Source organism: Streptococcus sp. AS14 (assembly GCF_000286495.1).
In the GTDB taxonomy this organism is placed as follows: Bacteria; Bacillota; Bacilli; order Lactobacillales; family Streptococcaceae; genus Streptococcus; species Streptococcus sanguinis_P.
This window is the reverse complement of sequence record NZ_ALKI01000008.1, coordinates 1-16,785: the sequence shown is the minus strand read 5'-3', so window position 1 is coordinate 16,785 and position 16,785 is coordinate 1. Positions and strand designations below refer to the sequence as shown.

At 42.5% G+C, this 16,785-nt stretch carries 15 protein-coding genes and 1 pseudogene; 2 read left to right on the top strand and 14 right to left on the bottom strand.

Annotated elements, in window-relative coordinates; translation table 11 throughout:
- Positions 1-206, top strand: a 206-nt coding sequence (locus tag HMPREF1150_RS12200; RefSeq protein WP_083842624.1) for a transposase, incomplete at its 5' end; no start/stop codon positions are given.
- Here HMPREF1150_RS12200 and HMPREF1150_RS08380 read toward each other — a convergent pair.
- The 12 genes and pseudogenes from HMPREF1150_RS08380 to HMPREF1150_RS08430 form a co-directional block, all read right to left on the bottom strand.
- Complete coding sequence (locus tag HMPREF1150_RS08380; RefSeq protein ID WP_009659357.1) at positions 164-1,210, bottom strand: 2,3-butanediol dehydrogenase; 1,047 nt, start codon at positions 1,208-1,210, stop codon at positions 164-166. The genes HMPREF1150_RS12200 and HMPREF1150_RS08380 overlap by 43 nt on opposite strands.
- A gap of 121 nt (positions 1,211-1,331) precedes the next feature.
- Positions 1,332-1,688, bottom strand: coding sequence for a hypothetical protein (locus tag HMPREF1150_RS08385; protein ID WP_002907115.1), 357 nt, complete (start codon positions 1,686-1,688; stop codon positions 1,332-1,334).
- Positions 1,689-1,770: 82 nt separating this feature from the next.
- Positions 1,771-2,319, bottom strand: a pseudogene (locus HMPREF1150_RS12195) (PASTA domain-containing protein); the annotation flags it as partial.
- A 525-nt stretch (positions 2,320-2,844) separates the two neighbouring features.
- Entirely contained in the window at positions 2,845-3,675 is an 831-nt protein-coding gene (locus HMPREF1150_RS08395) for a GIY-YIG nuclease family protein (RefSeq protein WP_009659362.1), read from the bottom strand.
- 144 nt (positions 3,676-3,819) lie between these two features.
- Positions 3,820-5,253, bottom strand: a complete 1,434-nt coding sequence (gene gatB, locus HMPREF1150_RS08400) for an Asp-tRNA(Asn)/Glu-tRNA(Gln) amidotransferase subunit GatB (RefSeq protein ID WP_009659360.1) — start codon at positions 5,251-5,253, stop codon at positions 3,820-3,822.
- Positions 5,253-6,719, bottom strand: coding sequence for an Asp-tRNA(Asn)/Glu-tRNA(Gln) amidotransferase subunit GatA (gene gatA / locus HMPREF1150_RS08405; RefSeq protein WP_009659366.1), 1,467 nt, complete (start codon positions 6,717-6,719; stop codon positions 5,253-5,255). The genes gatB and gatA overlap by 1 nt, the downstream gene beginning before the upstream one ends.
- The gene (gene gatC, locus HMPREF1150_RS08410) at positions 6,719-7,021 is read right to left on the bottom strand and encodes an Asp-tRNA(Asn)/Glu-tRNA(Gln) amidotransferase subunit GatC (RefSeq protein ID WP_002896305.1); all 303 of its coding nucleotides are present in this window, start codon (positions 7,019-7,021) and stop codon (positions 6,719-6,721) included. The genes gatA and gatC overlap by 1 nt, the downstream gene beginning before the upstream one ends.
- A gap of 203 nt (positions 7,022-7,224) precedes the next feature.
- On the bottom strand, positions 7,225-8,961 hold the full coding sequence (aspS, locus tag HMPREF1150_RS08415; protein ID WP_009659358.1) for an aspartate--tRNA ligase: 1,737 nt from the start codon (positions 8,959-8,961) through the stop codon (positions 7,225-7,227).
- A gap of 311 nt (positions 8,962-9,272) precedes the next feature.
- Positions 9,273-9,830 (bottom strand): cysteine hydrolase family protein, encoded by a 558-nt coding sequence (locus HMPREF1150_RS0111095; protein ID WP_032905388.1) that lies wholly within the window; start codon positions 9,828-9,830, stop codon positions 9,273-9,275.
- A complete protein-coding gene (gene codY / locus HMPREF1150_RS08420; RefSeq protein WP_002903941.1) occupies positions 9,830-10,618 on the bottom strand; it encodes a GTP-sensing pleiotropic transcriptional regulator CodY in 789 nt (262 codons plus the stop codon). The genes HMPREF1150_RS0111095 and codY overlap by 1 nt, the downstream gene beginning before the upstream one ends.
- Before the next feature lie 201 nt (positions 10,619-10,819).
- Positions 10,820-13,459: an SEC10/PgrA surface exclusion domain-containing protein gene (locus HMPREF1150_RS08425; protein WP_032905387.1), complete on the bottom strand. Its 2,640-nt coding sequence runs from the start codon at positions 13,457-13,459 to the stop codon at positions 10,820-10,822.
- A 268-nt stretch (positions 13,460-13,727) separates the two neighbouring features.
- Positions 13,728-14,942, bottom strand: coding sequence for a pyridoxal phosphate-dependent aminotransferase (locus tag HMPREF1150_RS08430; RefSeq protein ID WP_009659361.1), 1,215 nt, complete (start codon positions 14,940-14,942; stop codon positions 13,728-13,730).
- 344 nt (positions 14,943-15,286) lie between these two features.
- On the opposite strand from HMPREF1150_RS08430, the gene HMPREF1150_RS08435 reads away from it, so the two are divergent.
- Entirely contained in the window at positions 15,287-15,739 is a 453-nt protein-coding gene (locus HMPREF1150_RS08435) for a universal stress protein (protein WP_002896311.1), read from the top strand.
- 241 nt (positions 15,740-15,980) lie between these two features.
- Here HMPREF1150_RS08435 and HMPREF1150_RS08440 read toward each other — a convergent pair whose 3' ends face one another.
- On the bottom strand, positions 15,981-16,409 hold the full coding sequence (locus HMPREF1150_RS08440; protein ID WP_002898143.1) for a DUF4304 domain-containing protein: 429 nt from the start codon (positions 16,407-16,409) through the stop codon (positions 15,981-15,983).
- A 6-nt stretch (positions 16,410-16,415) separates the two neighbouring features.
- Positions 16,416-16,785 (bottom strand): DUF4304 domain-containing protein (locus HMPREF1150_RS11525; protein WP_009659364.1); only part of this gene is annotated, 370 nt, incomplete at its 5' end.

Below are 16,785 nucleotides of genomic sequence, written 5' to 3'. Positions count from 1 at the left end.
AACAAGGAATCAGCTTAAAGCGACTTTCAGAAAAATATGAAATGAACCTTTCAAAACTTTTGACATCCCAACCTCTTTCTAAAACTTTACTTATTACAGCACAAACCATAAAGAAAAATCAGCCAGTTTTGACTGATTTTCGTCTCATGATTAAGCAAAGATTTTATTCTGGCGATACCAAAATCTTGATCTGCGCCTTGTCCTGAGTCAGCTCGATAAAGCCTTCTTGCACAATATCCTCTAGCTTAATCTTCTTGGTCACAAGCTTGTCAGCAGAGAAATAGCCCTGCTCCATCAGCTCCAGCACCTTAGGGAAAATATGCCGGTAAGCGATAATGCCCTTAAGCGATTTCTCTTGAATGGCAAATTCATTTGGATTAATGTTAGCTTCTCGTTCCCAGATAGAAACCACCATACATTCTCCAGCCTTGTGGACAGCAGCTAAAGCTTGTCCCAGCACAACCGGCACCCCAGTCACTTCATAAGACACATCTGCCCCGCCACCAGTTAAACGCTGAATAGCAGCTACCACATCTTCGCCTTCTTCTGGTCGCACAATGATGGCCCCAAGCTCCTCTGCCTTGGCTTGGCGTTCTGGAGATAATTCAACTCCATAAATCTTAGAGGCACCGGCTGCCCGCAAAGCCTCAATAATCAAGAGTCCGATTGGTCCCAAACCGAAGACAACTGCTGTATCGCCTGTCTTAAGAGCCGACTGACGGACCGCGTAAACAGCCACAGCAGCTGGTTCTGTCAAGGCCGCCTGCTCATAGCTAAGGCTGTCTGGAACTTTGTGAACAATGTCTCCGTCCAAAACACAGTATTTGGCAAAACCGCCGTCTGCCGCCAGACCAACAAAGTTTAGATTAGGGTCCAGATTATAGTCACCGACAAGATTATGCTTAGCTAAAATGGGCTCAACTGTTACCCGATCGCCAACTTTGACCCGTGTCACAGCACTGCCGACCTCAACAATTTCCCCAGCAAACTCATGTCCCAAAGTTACAGGCGCTTTCTGGCCAGAGTAGACGTGCTCTGTTTCTGTCGGAATAAAAATCGGTCCGTCCAGATATTCATGCAAGTCAGTTCCACAAATTCCTGTATACTTGACCGCAATTTTGACCTGATGCGGTTGGACTTCCGGTACATCCACTTCTTCAATACGAACATCTTTAGCGCCATACCAACGCGCAGCATTCATTTTTGCCATAAACATACCTCGCTTTATAATTTATTAGTTTTATTGTAAACCCTTTCAGAAATCTTGTCAAAAGATTAGCTACATTTTCAAAAAATAGCATACAAAAAACCAGCATCAGCTGGTCATAGACTTATTCTGCAATTCTAGCAGTATAAAAAGGCAGAAGGAAGAGGAAGCTAATGCACAGAATCAAGAGAATCACACGAAGCCATCCGCCAAATAGAAGCGCAACCACTAAAGTTACTAAATAAACGGAAAAATTAGTAAAATTAGTTTCAATCAGCAAGGTTTGGCCTGCTTTAACTGTCACTGGCTTGGTTTTCATAGGAGCAGATCCCGCACGGACTTCTGCTTCATTAGCCGCAATTGGAAAAACAACCTCTTCTCCGTTTTTGATTGCGCCAACTTTCTGACCATCGATAAAGACTGGAAACTTACCAATAATCCCTACAAAACCTGTCTCGCGTTTGATTTTAATTTCTGACATAAAAGACTCCTTTGTTTTTTCTATTATTTTAACATAGAAAACTTGAGACTACAAATAAGGGAATTATGATATAGCAAAAATATCAATAGTCGGAAGAACTAGAACTACTAGAATGATTTTCATCATCAGATGATGAGCTATTTTTCGAACTGCTAGATGATGATGACGAGCTAGATGATGATGGTGTCGTTGCTTCTGTCACGTAAAGAGTGATTTTTTTATTAGACTTGAGGTCAATTTTCTGACCTGCCTTTGGCGACTGAGAAGTCACCAAATCCGCTTGTGTCGAAGTAACCTTTCGATCAACAACCCGCTCAATCCGAGACGAAGAAACTCCCATTTGAATTAAGTAACTACGAGCATTGGCATAGGTGTACTGCATGCTGCCAAAGTCAGGCATAAGCATACTAGGCACTTCTTTCGCTACGGTCAGCTTGATCTTATGATTAGAAGACAAATCATAGGTCGAACCAGCTGCCGGTGACTGACGAATCACCTGACCTGGCTCGTACTCGTCTGATTCTTCCTCAACAATCTCAATCAATTTCTCAGAAACATTATAGTTTGTTTTCAGATTTTCAACCACGGCTGATCTTGTTTGACCAACATAGTTCTCCATAGTAAATGTTTTTTGATTAGTTACACTTGGAGCACTAATATTTTTTGTCTTGTCTATTTTTGAATCCTTCTTTGATGAAGAACTTTTCAACACAGATGATGGTGATTTCCCATTTTGATTATTTTTAGAAGAGTCATGCTGTATAGCTATAAAAGCATAAATTCCAAAACATATCATTATTACACTAGGAACTAGAAAGTAAATTTTTCTCCACCTCTCCTTTTTTCTATTTCTTGCTTCAACTTCATTATATTCTTCAACCGCATCATCAAGCAGACTTTGTAATTTCGTCAATTTCTCAGGATTATCTGTTTGTGCCATGAGGACACGTAACTGATGAATTCTATCTTCATAGAATCTCTCTTCTTCTTTTTCAGCCTGTCTTTCTTGCAATATCAATTGAGTGTGTTGGAGGTTTGTTTGTTGTTGTAAAAGATCACCTTGCCGTTTTAATTCTGCGTTTCTCTCCTGTTCACGCATGTCTCTTTCCCAATTATTGTAACTTCCCATTATAATATCTCCCGTTTTATTTTTATCCTAATTTGCATTATAGCCAAATTCTCTTGACTTCAAAATATTCTTCCACCAAGATTCTCTTTTCAACACAAATGAATCATCAACTTTACCATTATAATTCTCTAAAACCGAGTATTGAAAATTTTCTTTTATATATTCAACTCCTTCATGAGAGACGAGCTCCTTAAGCTCTTTATTATTTCCATGTATGCTATCAATATAGGATTGCCATCTTTGTAGCAACATTCCGTTATCTCCTGTTGCAGAACCAACATATAATTTACCATTCTGTTTATCAGTAAGTAAGTATACTGCTTTCTGATTTGAAAGAGCAGTAATCCAATCTTTCTTTTTAAATCGTAAAATTGTTTCTAATTGATGGTAGGACAAACTTATATTATCATAACCAGGAAAATCATCACCTCCATATACATCCGGCAAAATTTGAAATACTTCTATTTTTTCCACGATATTTTTGAAATGAAACACAGGTGCTCTACTAGGCCTTTTGCAACGAACAATCAAACGTCCATATAAACCAGAATATTTAATTAACTCTCTTCCTTCATAATTTTGACCAAATGTAACACCCAATTCTTTAGTGACTTCTTTTATAGTTGTCAAAAGCCAAGTATCATAACTCATTTGAACAAGATTAACTGCAATGTCATCTATATTATAATATCGTCTTTGGTTTCTCCAAAATAAATTGAAACTATTTAATAATTCTGGCTCTCTTAAATAAGTTTCAACTGGATTCTCCCCTGTCCAATTATTAAACTTTATTTTAACTCTTGAGATTTCTTTATCATCGAAATCTAGAATATCCTTCAACAAAATTTTTCCTTCCATAATCTTCCTCCCTAAAAAACAATTTTATTTGTGTTTACTCCTTAATTATAATCCAAAGTTGTCACTTGGTCAACGCTTTATACAGTTGAATTTTTTAGATTTCTACATAAAAAACCAGCCTCACGACTGGTTTTCTACTTATTTCTATAATTTCTCCAACTCTTCATTGAGCAGTTTTTGTGCTACTTGTGGGTTGGCTTGGCCCTTAGTAGCCTTCATGAGCTGGCCAATCAGGGACTTAGCCGCATTCTTATTGCCACCCTTATAGTCATTGATAGCTTTTTCGTTGTTGGCAAATACTTCTTGGATGATTGGCAGAAGCTGGGCAGGGTCTGAGATTTGAATCAGGCCTGCTTTTTGTACATATTCCTTAGCAGAGCCACCATTTTTAGCCAGATGGACAAAGACCTTCTTAGCAATCTTAGAGGAAATCGTGCCATCTGCAATCAGAGCAATCATCTCAGTCAGATTCTCGGGTGTCAGCTCAATCTCAGAGATAGTCTTGCCTTCGGCATTGAGATATTGGGCTACATCTCCTTGGAGCCAGTTAGAGACAGCCTTAGCGTCACCTCCTGCGGCAACAGCTGCTTCAAAGAAATCTGAAACTGCTTTCGTCGCTGTCAACTGTTTGGCATCGTAGTCAGACAGGCCGTAGTTTCCCACATACTTGGCACGTCGTTCTTTTGGAAAGGCTGGCAGACTGCTGCGCACTTGCTCAATCCAAGCATCTTCAATCTCAAAGATAGGCAGATCAGGCTCTGGGAAGTAACGGTAGTCCGCTGAACCTTCCTTGACCCGCATGAGCAGGGTTTCGCCAGTCGCTTCGTCATAACGACGGGTTTCCTGACGGATTTGGCCACCACTGCGTAGGATTTCAGCTTGGCGTTTTTCCTCAAATGCCAGACCCTTACGGACAAAGTTGAAAGAGTTGAGGTTTTTCAGCTCAGTCTTAGTACCAAACTCTTCCTGACCGTAAGGACGGATAGAAATATTGGCATCAACCCGCATGGAACCCTCTTCCATCTTGACATCCGAAATACCCGTGTACTGGATGATTTCCTTGAGGGCAGTCAGATAGGCATAAGCTTCTTCTGGACTGCGCATATCTGCTTCCGATACAATCTCAATCAGCGGCACCCCTTGGCGGTTGAGGTCCACATAAGAGTAGCCATCGCTGCCGTGGGTATTCTTTCCTGCATCTTCTTCCAAGTGGGCTCGCTCGATACGGATTTTCTTGGTCGTGCCATCTTCTAGTTCAATCTCAATCCAGCCATTGTAGCCAATTGGCTCATCAAACTGAGAAATTTGATAGGCTTTTGGATTGTCCGGATAAAAGTAATTCTTGCGGTCAAAGTGCATCTTCTGGTGAATATCCATGTTCAAAGCCAGAGCAGCCTTGATACCATAGTCAATAACACCCTTGTTCATAACAGGCAGAACACCCGGGAAGGACCAGTCAATGATATTGGTGTTGGCATTTGGATCTTCACCGAAGTGAGCTGGAGCCGGTGAGAAAATTTTTGAATTGGTCTTCAATTCAACATGGACTTCCAGTCCGATAACTGTTTCAAAGTTCATTATTTTTCACCTCCAAAGATAACTGGCTGCTGTTTGTGGTAGTCAGTCGTCGCTTCAAATGCTGCGGCTGCTTGATAGATAGTCGCTTCATCGAAGTGGTTCCCAATCAGCTGCAGGCCGACAGGAAGACCATCTACAAAGCCAGCTGGGATTGAAATGCCCGGCAGGCCAGCCAGATTGACTGGAATGGTCAAAAGGTCAGCCAGATACATGGCCACTGGATCTTGGTTTTGACTGCCCAAGTCATAAGCAACAGTTGGTGCGGTTGGACCTAAGATCAAGTCATATTTTTCAAATACCTTGGCAAAATCTTGCATAATCAAGGTCCGAACCTGACCAGCTTTCTTGAAGTAAGCATCGTAGTAACCAGATGACAAACTGAAAGTTCCCAGCATGATGCGGCGTTTCACCTCTTCACCAAAGCCTTCACTGCGAGATTTGACATAGACATCTTCTAGATTTTCAATACCTTCTGCGCGGTAGCCATAGCGAATACCGTCAAAACGTTGCAGGTTAGAGCTGGCTTCAGAAGAAGCAATGATATAGTAGACTGCTACGCCATACTTACTGTGGGGCAGGCTGACTTCTTCAACAATGGCTCCTAGACTTTCCAAGTGCTTCGCTGCTGCTAAAATCGTTTCCTTGACCTTGCTGTCAATTCCCTCACCCATGTATTCCTTAGGCAAGGCAATCTTCATCCCCTTGATATCTTGGCCAATCTTGCTGGTAAAGTCTGGTACTGCTTCTTGTGATGATGTAGAGTCCTTAGGATCATTACCAGAAATAACATTCAAAAGCTGGGCATTTTCCTTCACTGTCTGAGAGAAAGGCCCAATCTGGTCTAAAGAAGAGCCAAAGGCAATGAGACCAAAACGCGAAACCCGTCCATAAGTTGGCTTGAGACCAACTACACCGTTAAAGGAAGCCGGTTGACGAATAGAACCACCCGTATCTGAACCCAGTGACAGACGAACCTGACCAGAGGCAACAGCTGTCGCTGAACCACCAGATGATCCACCAGGAACCTTGCTGCTGTCCCAAGCATTCTTAGTCGTCTTAAAGTAAGAGTTTTCGCTGGAGCCCCCCATGGCGAACTCGTCCATGTTGGTCTTACCAACGATAATCATGTCCTTACCGTAAAGCTTCTCTACGCTAGTCGCATCGAAAATCGGCTTGTAATTGTAGAGTATCTTGGAAGCAGCCGTCGTCAAAATCCCCTTGGTTGAGATATTGTCCTTAACTGCCAGCGGAATGCCACTCATAAGATTGTCAGCATCAATGCCCTTAGCATCCAGAGCCGCAGCCTGAGCCAAAGCCTCCTCTTCGCTGACAGTAATGAAGCTGTCCACAGCCGCTTCACGTTCTTTGATATCTGCCAAAGTTGCCTGAGTTAACTCTACCGCAGAAATTTCTTTCTTGACCAGCAAATCATGCAACTCTTCAATAGTCTTGTGATTAAAAGTCATTAGGCATCTCCTCCGTCATCTAGGATGGCAGGCACTTTGATGTAGCCCCGCTCTTTTTCAGGTACATTTTGGAAAAGCTCTTCCCGGTTCCAGCCTGGCTGAGCCACATCTTCTCGCATATAGTTGATATTAGCAGCTACATTGGAAGTGAAAGGCACCCCTTCCGTGTCCACTTCATTGAGCAATTCGACCATGTCGACAATCTTGGTTAAGGTCGTCGCAAACTCAGCTGTTTCTTCTGGTGAGAAAGCCAATTTTGACAGCTTAGCAACGTGACTTACTTCTTCTTGAGTAATCTTCATCTCTGATTCCTTTCATAAGATATGTGAGCTTTAGCGACTGAAAATAACAATTTCTAGATGACATCTTTACTTCCAAGTTTCAACTCACCTTTACTTTGACAAGCCAGGGACGCTGATTTATTTGACATCCGCTAGCTCTTTTCTTCAGCTTCTTCCTGCCATTCTTCAGGAATTCGCATCATTTCATTTTACCATATTTCAGGCTAATTCTTCAATTCCAAATGCAGTTCTTTGAGCTGTCTTTGGTCAACCAAACTCGGACTTTCCAGCATAGGATCAAAGCCAGTACCATTTTTGGGAAAAGCGATGACTTGTCGGATATTTTCTTCCCCAGCCAAAATCATAACCAAGCGATCTAAGCCTAGAGCCAAACCGCCGTGTGGTGGGAAGCCGTATTCTAAGGCTTCTAGGAAGAAACCAAAGTCCCGCTCATAGTCTTCCCGGCTCATGCCCAATAGCTCAAACATCGCTTCCTGAGCCTTCCGGTCATGAATCCGTAGACTTCCTCCGCCAATTTCATAGCCGTTTAAGACGATGTCGTAAGCGTGGCTTCGGAATTGATCTGGCTCCTGTCCCTCTTCAAAAATTCCCTGTGTGAAAGGATGGTGCATTGCTTGATAGCGGTTTTGTTCTTCATTCCACTCCAGCAGCGGCCAATCCACAACCCAAAGGAAATGAAGCTGGCTTGGGTCAATCAAATCCAAAGCTTTTGCGACTTCTATGCGCAGATGTCCCAAAGCTTCCTGAGCCCGACGCTTCTTGGCCATGACTAGCAGGATGAGATCTCCATCTTTGGCCTCAAAACGTGCCAGCAACTCCTGACTTTCAGTTTCAAAGGTGCTAGCCAAATCCCCAACCAACTGGCCATCTTCAACCTTGAGACTGGCCAAACGACTGCAGCCAAATTCCTTCATTTCTTGATAAAAATGACTCAGCTGTTTCTTGCTAAAAGCACTAGCTGCATCTGGCACACAGATTCCCATCACTTCCTCTTGGCTATCCAAGGCTTTCTTGATGAGAAGCGAGTCATTGGACTGGCACAAATCCGTCAAATTCTTTAGCTCCAGACCAAAGCGCGTATCCGGCTTATCAGAGCCGAAGCGGCTCATAGCCTCTTCATAGCTGATAGTCGGAAAAGCTTCTGTCAACTCTAAACCATGAGTTTTCTTAACAACAGCCTTGAGCATAGCTTCAACCAAAGCTCGGATTTCTTCCTCGCTGGCAAAACTCAGCTCCAAATCCACCTGGGTAAATTCTGGCTGACGATCGCCCCGCAGGTCTTCGTCACGGAAACAACGAACAATCTGATAATAGCGCTCAAGGCCAGCGCCCATCAATAACTGCTTGAGCATCTGCGGGCTCTGCGGTAGCGCATAGAATTGATTTTTAAAGACCCGACTAGGAACCAAAAAGTCTCTAGCTCCTTCAGGTGTTGACTTGGTCAGATAAGGCGTCTCCACTTCCAAAAAGTCCAAACCATTCAAATATTCCCGAATGGTTGAGGTGACCTGATGGCGCAGTTTGAGGTTATGTGTCATCTTCTCACGCCGCAAGTCTAGGTAGCGGTATTTCTGACGCAGGTCTTCCCCTGTATGAGCATGTTGGTCCAGTTCAAAAGGCAGGGCCTTGCTACTAGCAATGACTTCAATCTTTTCAGCCCTCAGCTCAACCTGACCAGACTTGATGGACTTATTGACAAAGCGCTCTTCCCGCTGAACGACTTGCCCCGTCACTGAAATAACATCCTCTTTGCTAATGTCTTCCAGCTTAGCAAAATCTTCAAGCTCACCGCCAACGAAGACCTGAAGCAAGCCCTCGCGGTCCCGCAATTCAATAAAGGCCAGCTTACCGTGATTGCGGATATTGGCCACCCAGCCAGTTGCGGTCATGGTCTGTCCGACCTGCTCTAAACCATAGTTTCCGATAAAAATTTCTTTCATGTTCTTTCCCTCTCAAATCAATTAGTAGCTCCGCCCTATTGTTCAGGATATTAGCTATATTTCCCCATCGTCTTCACTGGACCTACTGCAAAATAAAAAGCTTCCGTCTCTAAAACAGACGAAAGCCGTGGTACCACTGTTATTCGCCGCCCTAAAAGGCAGCCTCTGAACTCGTAACGTGAGCAACGTTTGTGCTTAATCACACAAAAGATTACGAAACATGTTCTTCGGTTTTTGCTTTCTTGGTGCTGCTCTCAGCTATCAGCACTCTCTGTGCAAGTCAGCAAGCCTACTCTGCTCCTCTTTTACTCTTAAATTGTATCTATTATAGTCGAACCCAAGACATTTTGCAAGTGGTTTAAGGCAAATTTGTGATTTTCCTCTGACAGAGAAGCCACAGCTGGCTCTACAACTTGAATCTGATAACCAAGATTATAGGCATCAATCGCTGTATGCAAGACGCAAATATCCGTCAAGACCCCTGTCAAAATAACTGTATCCACTTTTCTTTCCCGCAGGCGGATATCTAAATCCGTACCGGAAAAGGCAGAATAATGGCGCTTATCCATCCAAAAGACCCGAGAGTCTGCTTGATACTTCTCATAAAAATCAGCCAAAGGACCATAAAGATTGCGACCGCTGGTCCCTTTGATATTGTGAGGTGGAAACAGCTTACTCTCAGGGTGAAAGGAATCATTCTCATCATGGGAATCAATAGCAAAGAAGATATAATCGCCTCTGTCAAAAGCTGCCTCTGTCACTTGAGCAATGGCTTCAGAAATTGCCTGAGCGGGCGCTCCTGCTGTCAACTTGCCCTCATCTGCGACAAAATCAACTGTATAATCAATGGAAATCAGTGCTTTAGCCATTAATAGTCCCTCTTTTTAATTTCATCAAAGACATCCGGAATCAGAACTTTCAAATAAGTTCCTTTCATCCCCAGCGAGCGGCTTTCAATAATCCCTGCACTCTCCAGCTTGCGCAAGGCATTAACAATCACTGAGCGGGTAATCCCAATGCGATCAGCAATGACAGATGCAGTCAGCTGGCCTTCATTGCCATTAAGCTCGCCCAAAATTGCTGAAACAGCTCTCAGTTCTGAGTAAGACAGAGTATTGACTGCCATGGTCACTGCCGTCCGGCGGCGGATATTTTTCTCATCCTCTTCCCTCTGGAAGTTAAGCAGCTGGATACCAACCACTGTGCTGGCAATCTCAATCAAAATCAGATCATCGTCCGCAAATTCCTTGTCATTGCGCCAGATAATCAATGAACCCAGACGAATCCCTGACACATGAATAGGAGCAATGGTGGTCAGCCCATCTGGAAACTCATCCTTGGTCTCCACTGGGAAAATCGTCAAATCATGTGCAACTGGCAGATTAGCCTCTGTTTCATAGACCAGATTGGCTTCGTGAACGTATTCCTCTGGGAAATTCTTATCCTGGAAAAAAGCTTCCACACGGTCATTATTGGTCTTGTAGCGCATGAAATAGCCTAAAAGACGGCCCTTGCTGTTGATAATGCAGGCATTGCAGTGGATAATATCAGCCAACTGACGCGTAATAGCGTTGTAGGGTAGTTCTTCCTGCATCTGCTCTTCCGAGCGCTTCAAAATAGACGTAATTTTTCGTGTTTTTTCTAGTAAATTGGCCATGTTTTTACCTCATATTTATTAGCTTCATTGTAACATAAAAGCAGTAAAATTTCAATAATTATCTGAAAATTTTTTATTGAAAAACAATTACATACAATTCGATAAAATAAAGAATTTTTCAAGTATATGACTTGATATATCAAGCCATATTAAACAAAAAACAGTCAAGAATTTGACTGTTTTTGATTGATTTTGTTCTTTCTAATCAAGAGAACGTTTCTTGTAGAACAATTTCATAGCCATGAGCAGAAGCATTTGGCCTGCTAGAAGAAGCCAAGAAGAGTTTTCTCCTGTCTTAGGCAAGACATGACCTGAAGCAGCTGCCTGCTTATGATTTCCAGGGCTAGCACTTCCAGCATCTCCAGTAGTTCCAAGAGCTGTATGCTGAGGATCTCCTACTTGTCCAGTAAGCGGAGAGCGAGCGAAGCGCTCCTCTGTGTGAGCCAAAACAGACTGATAATAGCGAATATCTTCTTCCTTATTTTGTTCTGCATAAGTTTGAGCTAGCAAGTCGTATGTCGCCTTAGCTTGTGCTTGAACTGCAGTTAAAACTGCTACTTTTGCTTCTTGATCTGTTTGAGCTGTAAGAGCCGCTTGGTAAGCTGCCTGAGCTACAGCTAACTTGCTTTTAGCTTGTTCCAAGTTTCCTTCTGCATTTTCAAGATTTGACAATGACTCTTTAGCCTTTTGCAAAGCTGCTTCAGCATCTGTAACAGCTTTTTCAAGGTTAGTCTTTCTTTCTTTTGCTGCATTCAAAACTGCTTCTAGCTGAGCCAACTTATCTGATTCAGTTTTTAGAGCTTCTTGAGCTGCGGCAACTGTTGCTTGAACAGCAGTCAGAGCTTCTTGGGCCTGAGTTAATTTGTCCGCTTTAGTCTTGTCATCCAAGTTTGAGTTTTGCAGAGCCGCTTGTGCTGCTGCCAAAGCTGCTTGATCTGCTGCCAACTTCTCTTGAACTGCTGCAAGAGCTGCTTGAGCCTGAGCAGTTGCTGACTCACCTGCTTGAGCTTGCGCCTGAGCAAGTTGCTGGTTGGCTTGCTCTAAAGCTGCAGCTCTCCGATTATAAGTAGATTGGGCAACTCCCTTAGATGCCAGAGCCAGTTGATTGGCCTTGAAGGCGGCATCATAGGCTGTTTGAGCCTTGGCTACTTCCTGCGGATCTACTTTTGCTGTTGGAGCTTTTCCTGTAATAGGGCTGGCATTGAAGTTCTTTTTGCTAGCATATTTAATCTGATCTTCTGACACCATGGTGAAATGAGCCATAGTGATGTCGCCTTCCATTGAGAAATCAACTCCCAGATAGTTTTTCTGGCGACCAGTATTGAGACCAGAGATAGATGTAGCATGCAGCCATTCGTAGCCATTAAACATGAATTCAACAACAGAATCATAGACCCGTCTCTTCATTTCAGCCACACTCATTTGACTAGCATTTTCTCTCCAGATATAAGCGTTTTCATAGTACTGGAGACCTTTGCTCTCCTGCTCAGCACTTGTGGTCATCAAACCATATTCACGCGCTACGCGGTTAATTCCTCGAGCATCGTGATGGTATTCCTCCATCAAATCCCAGTTCCAGTTGTCTTTGCGGTATTCTGTTGCCACTTTATCAGCGAAATCAATTGAAGACGGTGTCACAACTACTTCACCTGTTCCCATCTGAACACGCAGCTGGTTGATGAGTTCTGAAGCAAACTGTGAAAGTTCCTGACGAACATTCTGTGGAATATTGTTGGTATCAATCAAAGCTTTGCTATCTGTAGGATCAGCCACATAACGATTGAGAGCCTTAGCACTGGCATTCAGTGCAGCAAGTCTCTTTTGAATCTCATTAGTTTTTTGCTCTGATAAATTCGGTGCAACTAGCTCTCTCAAGGCTGCAATGTATTCCGGAGTCATTGACACACGGTTTTTATTGCTAGAAGCTTCAGTAGTAATTTTTCCAGCTTGAGCCTTTTGCAAAGCTTGTTGAGCTTGGTTCAAGTCTGACTGTGTCTTCTCAGCCGCAGCAGTTTTTTCCTGCAAGTTCTTTTGAGAAGCATCACGGGCCGTCTTAGCCTGAGTCTGGTTGGTCTGAGCTTTTGCAACCTCAGCCTGCTTCTGACTGTCAGTCTGACGAGCTGTAGCTACTTTTGCTTGAGCTGTTTCAACAGCAGACTGGTCAGCTGCCACCTTGTCTTGGGCTGCTTTCACATTTTTTTCTGCTTTAGCTGTAGCGTCCCCACTTAGATTAGCCTGAGCTTCCTTCACGTCATTTTGAGCTTTAGCAAGGCGTCCTTCTTGAGTTTTCGCTTGCTCTTGAGCTTCTTTAGTCTTGGCTGCCTGAGTATCGCGCTCAGCTTCAGCCGCCTTAGTTGCTTGGTCAGCTTTAGCCAGTTCTGACTTATTGCTGTCCACTTGAGCTTTTTGATTGCTCTCTTCTTGCCTAGCTGTTTCAATAGCTTCCGGACCAGCTTTATCAGCTGCCTCCTGTGCCCGGTTAGCTTCAGCTTGTGCTTGCTCGACCTGACTTTGAGCCGCAGCAGTATTTGCCTGAGCTTGAGCCAAATCAGCTTTCCCTTGTGCAACATTGCTGTCGGCTTCTTGTACAAGAGCCTGAGCAGCGTCTACCTGTTCTTTCGAAACAGATTCATCCTTCTGTGTGTTTTCTGCCTGTGGTTGGCTTTGACTAACGGGCGCATCAGAATAAGACTGATTATCAACTAATTGATCAGCCTGAACTCCTTCTGCGAGCACCAAAGACAATGCCGCTGCACTGACAGAAAAAGCACTAAGTGTCTTTTTCATTGTCAATATAATCTCCTCCACTTTTTCATCATTGTTAAAAACATTGACAAACACATTCTATCATGTTTGTCTTCTAGAAGGAAGACGCTAACACATTTTTTTAAGCATTTTTGGACAGATGCATAAAAAATGTTGGACAAAATCCTAAAAAATGTCGGTAAAACCGCCTATAATTTTTACCAATCGACCTCAAATTCGGATTCCAGAGCATCTTAATTTTTTTATTTTTGCAATTCAAAGACAGCTGCTGGACTAAAAAATATGTAAAAATAGATAAGAAAAAGGCCGGAACCTTGTCCAGCCTTTTTGTAGCATCTGCTTATTAACGGCGATATTGACGCAAGAAGCGCGTCATTTTCTCTTGGATTTGAGCTAGCTCATCTACTCGAGGCAGATAAACGATGCGGAAATGATCTGGATCCTTCCAGTTAAAGCCTCGTCCATGAACGAGAAGGACTTTCTCCTGCTTGAGGAAATTGAGCACAAACTGCTCATCATCGTCGATATGATACATGTTCCGGTCAATTTTCGGGAAAATATAGAGACCAGCTTTAGGTTTTACAGCTGACAGTCCCGGGATATCCTGAATAGCCTGATAGATGAAATTACGCTGTTCATAGATACGACCACCTGGCAAAAGCAGTTCATCCACAGATTGGTGACCGCCAAGTGAGGTTTGGACGACCTGTTGAGCCAAGACATTGGAGCACAGGCGCATGTTGGAGAGCATGTTCAACCCTTCAATATAACCCTTAACATGATGCTTAGGTCCAGATAGCACCATCCAACCAACACGGAAGCCTGCGATGCGGTGCGACTTGGAAAGACCATTCATGCTGACACAGAAGATATCAGGAGCCAGACTAGCCACAGACGTATGGACATTGCCATCCATCACCATGCGGTCATAAATTTCATCCGCAAAAATAATGAGATTGTTCTGGCGAGCAATTTCCACAATCTCCAGCAGCAGTTCCTTAGGATAAAGTGCTCCCGTTGGATTGTTAGGGTTAATGATAATGATAGCCTTGGTATTAGATGTGATTTTTGACTTGATATCGTCAATATCTGGATACCATTCTGCCTGCTCATCACAAACATAGTGAACAGCATTCCCACCAGCCAGACTGACTGCAGCCGTCCAGAGTGGATAGTCTGGCATCGGCACCAGCACCTCGTCCCCGTCATCAAGCAAGCCCTGCATGGACATGACAATCAGCTCGCTGACACCATTTCCCAGATAAATGTCATCAATATCTACATTAGGAAAATTCTTAAGCTGGCAATATTGCATAATCGCCTTACGGGCTGAAAAAATCCCCTTAGAGTCAGAGTAGCCCTCACTGTCACGCGCATTCATAATCAAATCATGAATGACCTCATCTGGAGCGGTAAAACCAAATTCAGCCGGATTCCCTGTATTAAGGCGGAGAATCTTTTCACCATTGGCCCGCATGCGCATAGCTTCATCCAAAACCGGACCGCGAATATCATAGGCAACATGTTCCAGCTTGCTGGACTTGTCAAATTCTTTCATTCTTATTTTTCCTCTATTCATCAGAATGTTATCATTATACCACCAGAAAAAGCGATTGACAACAAAAAAATAAGCTCACTTTTCACGCGATTATGAAGCGATTTATAAGATAAAGAGCACTATTCCTTTTCTAACCCCTCAGAGTAAAGGAATCTTTTTCTGCTTGTAATTTTCTGACAGCATTTCCATTTTATCTTTACTTTTTTTCTGAAAAGGGTTACAATAGAAACAAGAAAATAGTTGCAAATCACTCGGACGTTATGGACTGATTGATTTTTGGTCAGCCCAATCATTCTGTGAATGATGCGACGTCCTTTGCCGACCATTTTAGAGGAGGTAGCTCTATGACTCAGAAATATGAAAACATTATGGTTGCTGTGGATGGTTCTCACGAATCCGAACTAGCTTTTGAAAAAGGTGTTAACGTAGCTCTCCGAAACGGTTCTCGTCTCACTATCGCCCACGTCATTGACACCCGGGCTTTGCAAAGTGTCTCAACCTTTGATGCAGATGTCTACGAGGACTTACAGGAAGATGCTAAAAAGCTGACAGCAGAACTGAAAGAAAAGGCTCAAAAATCTGGTATCAAGTATGTTGACATTGTCATTGAGATGGGCAATCCCAAGACTCTCTTGGCTACAGATATCCCAGAAGAGCACAAGGTAGATCTGATCATGGTCGGTGCTACCGGTCTCAATGCCTTTGAACGGCTGCTAGTCGGTTCTTCCTCCGAATATATCCTGCGCCACGCCAAGGTTGACTTGCTGGTGGTCAGAGACCCAGAAAAAACTTTATAAAAACTAGAGCAGATGTGTAGTACACATCTGCTCTAGTTTTTTTGTTTATGAGAGGGATGATGATTATGATACGAAAAGGGCAAGGAAAGCATCCTACCCTAAATTCTTTATACTAGATTAATCTTCTAAAATCACAGGAAAAGTATCTTCCCCTCTGTGCATTTTTTCTTCCATTTATTTTCATAAGCAAAATCCTGTGATTTTAAAGTTTCACTAACAATTTTTTTGAATTCTGCTTTGTTCATTTGTAGGCGGAATCTAAATATTCCTTTACTGTCAAAGGAAGTCTTCGTTTTAAGTGAGGATACATTTCCAAATAGTCATCAATCCCTTTCTCAAAGGCTGGTTTAATAAACTTCTCTGTATTCTCTGAAAGACTTTCCTTCGTCAGATCAGATAGTTTATAATCTCCAAGCATTTTGTCGTTATCATTGTAAACAAAGCGACCTCCAAAATCTCCAAAGCCATGACTCAACTTCTCTAATTTTTCATGAAGCTTTTTTATAAAAAAGCCGTAATTGATATAAAAAGAGTTCTCAAAGTTAGATTTTTGAAAGCCAACAAATACCTTTAAATCAGTATTTTCAAATGTATAATATTTATTTTCATAAGCAAAATTTTGTGATTTCAAAGTTTCGCCAACAATTTTTTTGAATTCTGTATTATTCATTAAAAATTAGAAGCCCAGATATTCTTTCACACGTTTTTTACAAAGAAACTTGAAGTGAGGGTACAACTCAAAATAGTTTGCTAGTCCATCATCAAAGGCAGGATGAATCAACATTTTGATATTACTATTAATAGAAGCCACTAAACTTTCTGAGGTTATCTTCTCTAGATTATAGCTATCTAGGTTCTGATAAACAAATCTACCACCAAAGTCTTCCAAACCTTGTTTATATAGAGGTAATTTCCCATCATAAATGCCTTTGATTAAAAAGCCGTAATTGATATAGAAAGAGTTCTCAAAGTTAGATTTTTGAAAGCCAATAAATACCTTTAAATCAGTATTTTCAAATGTATAATATTTATTTTCATAAGCAAAA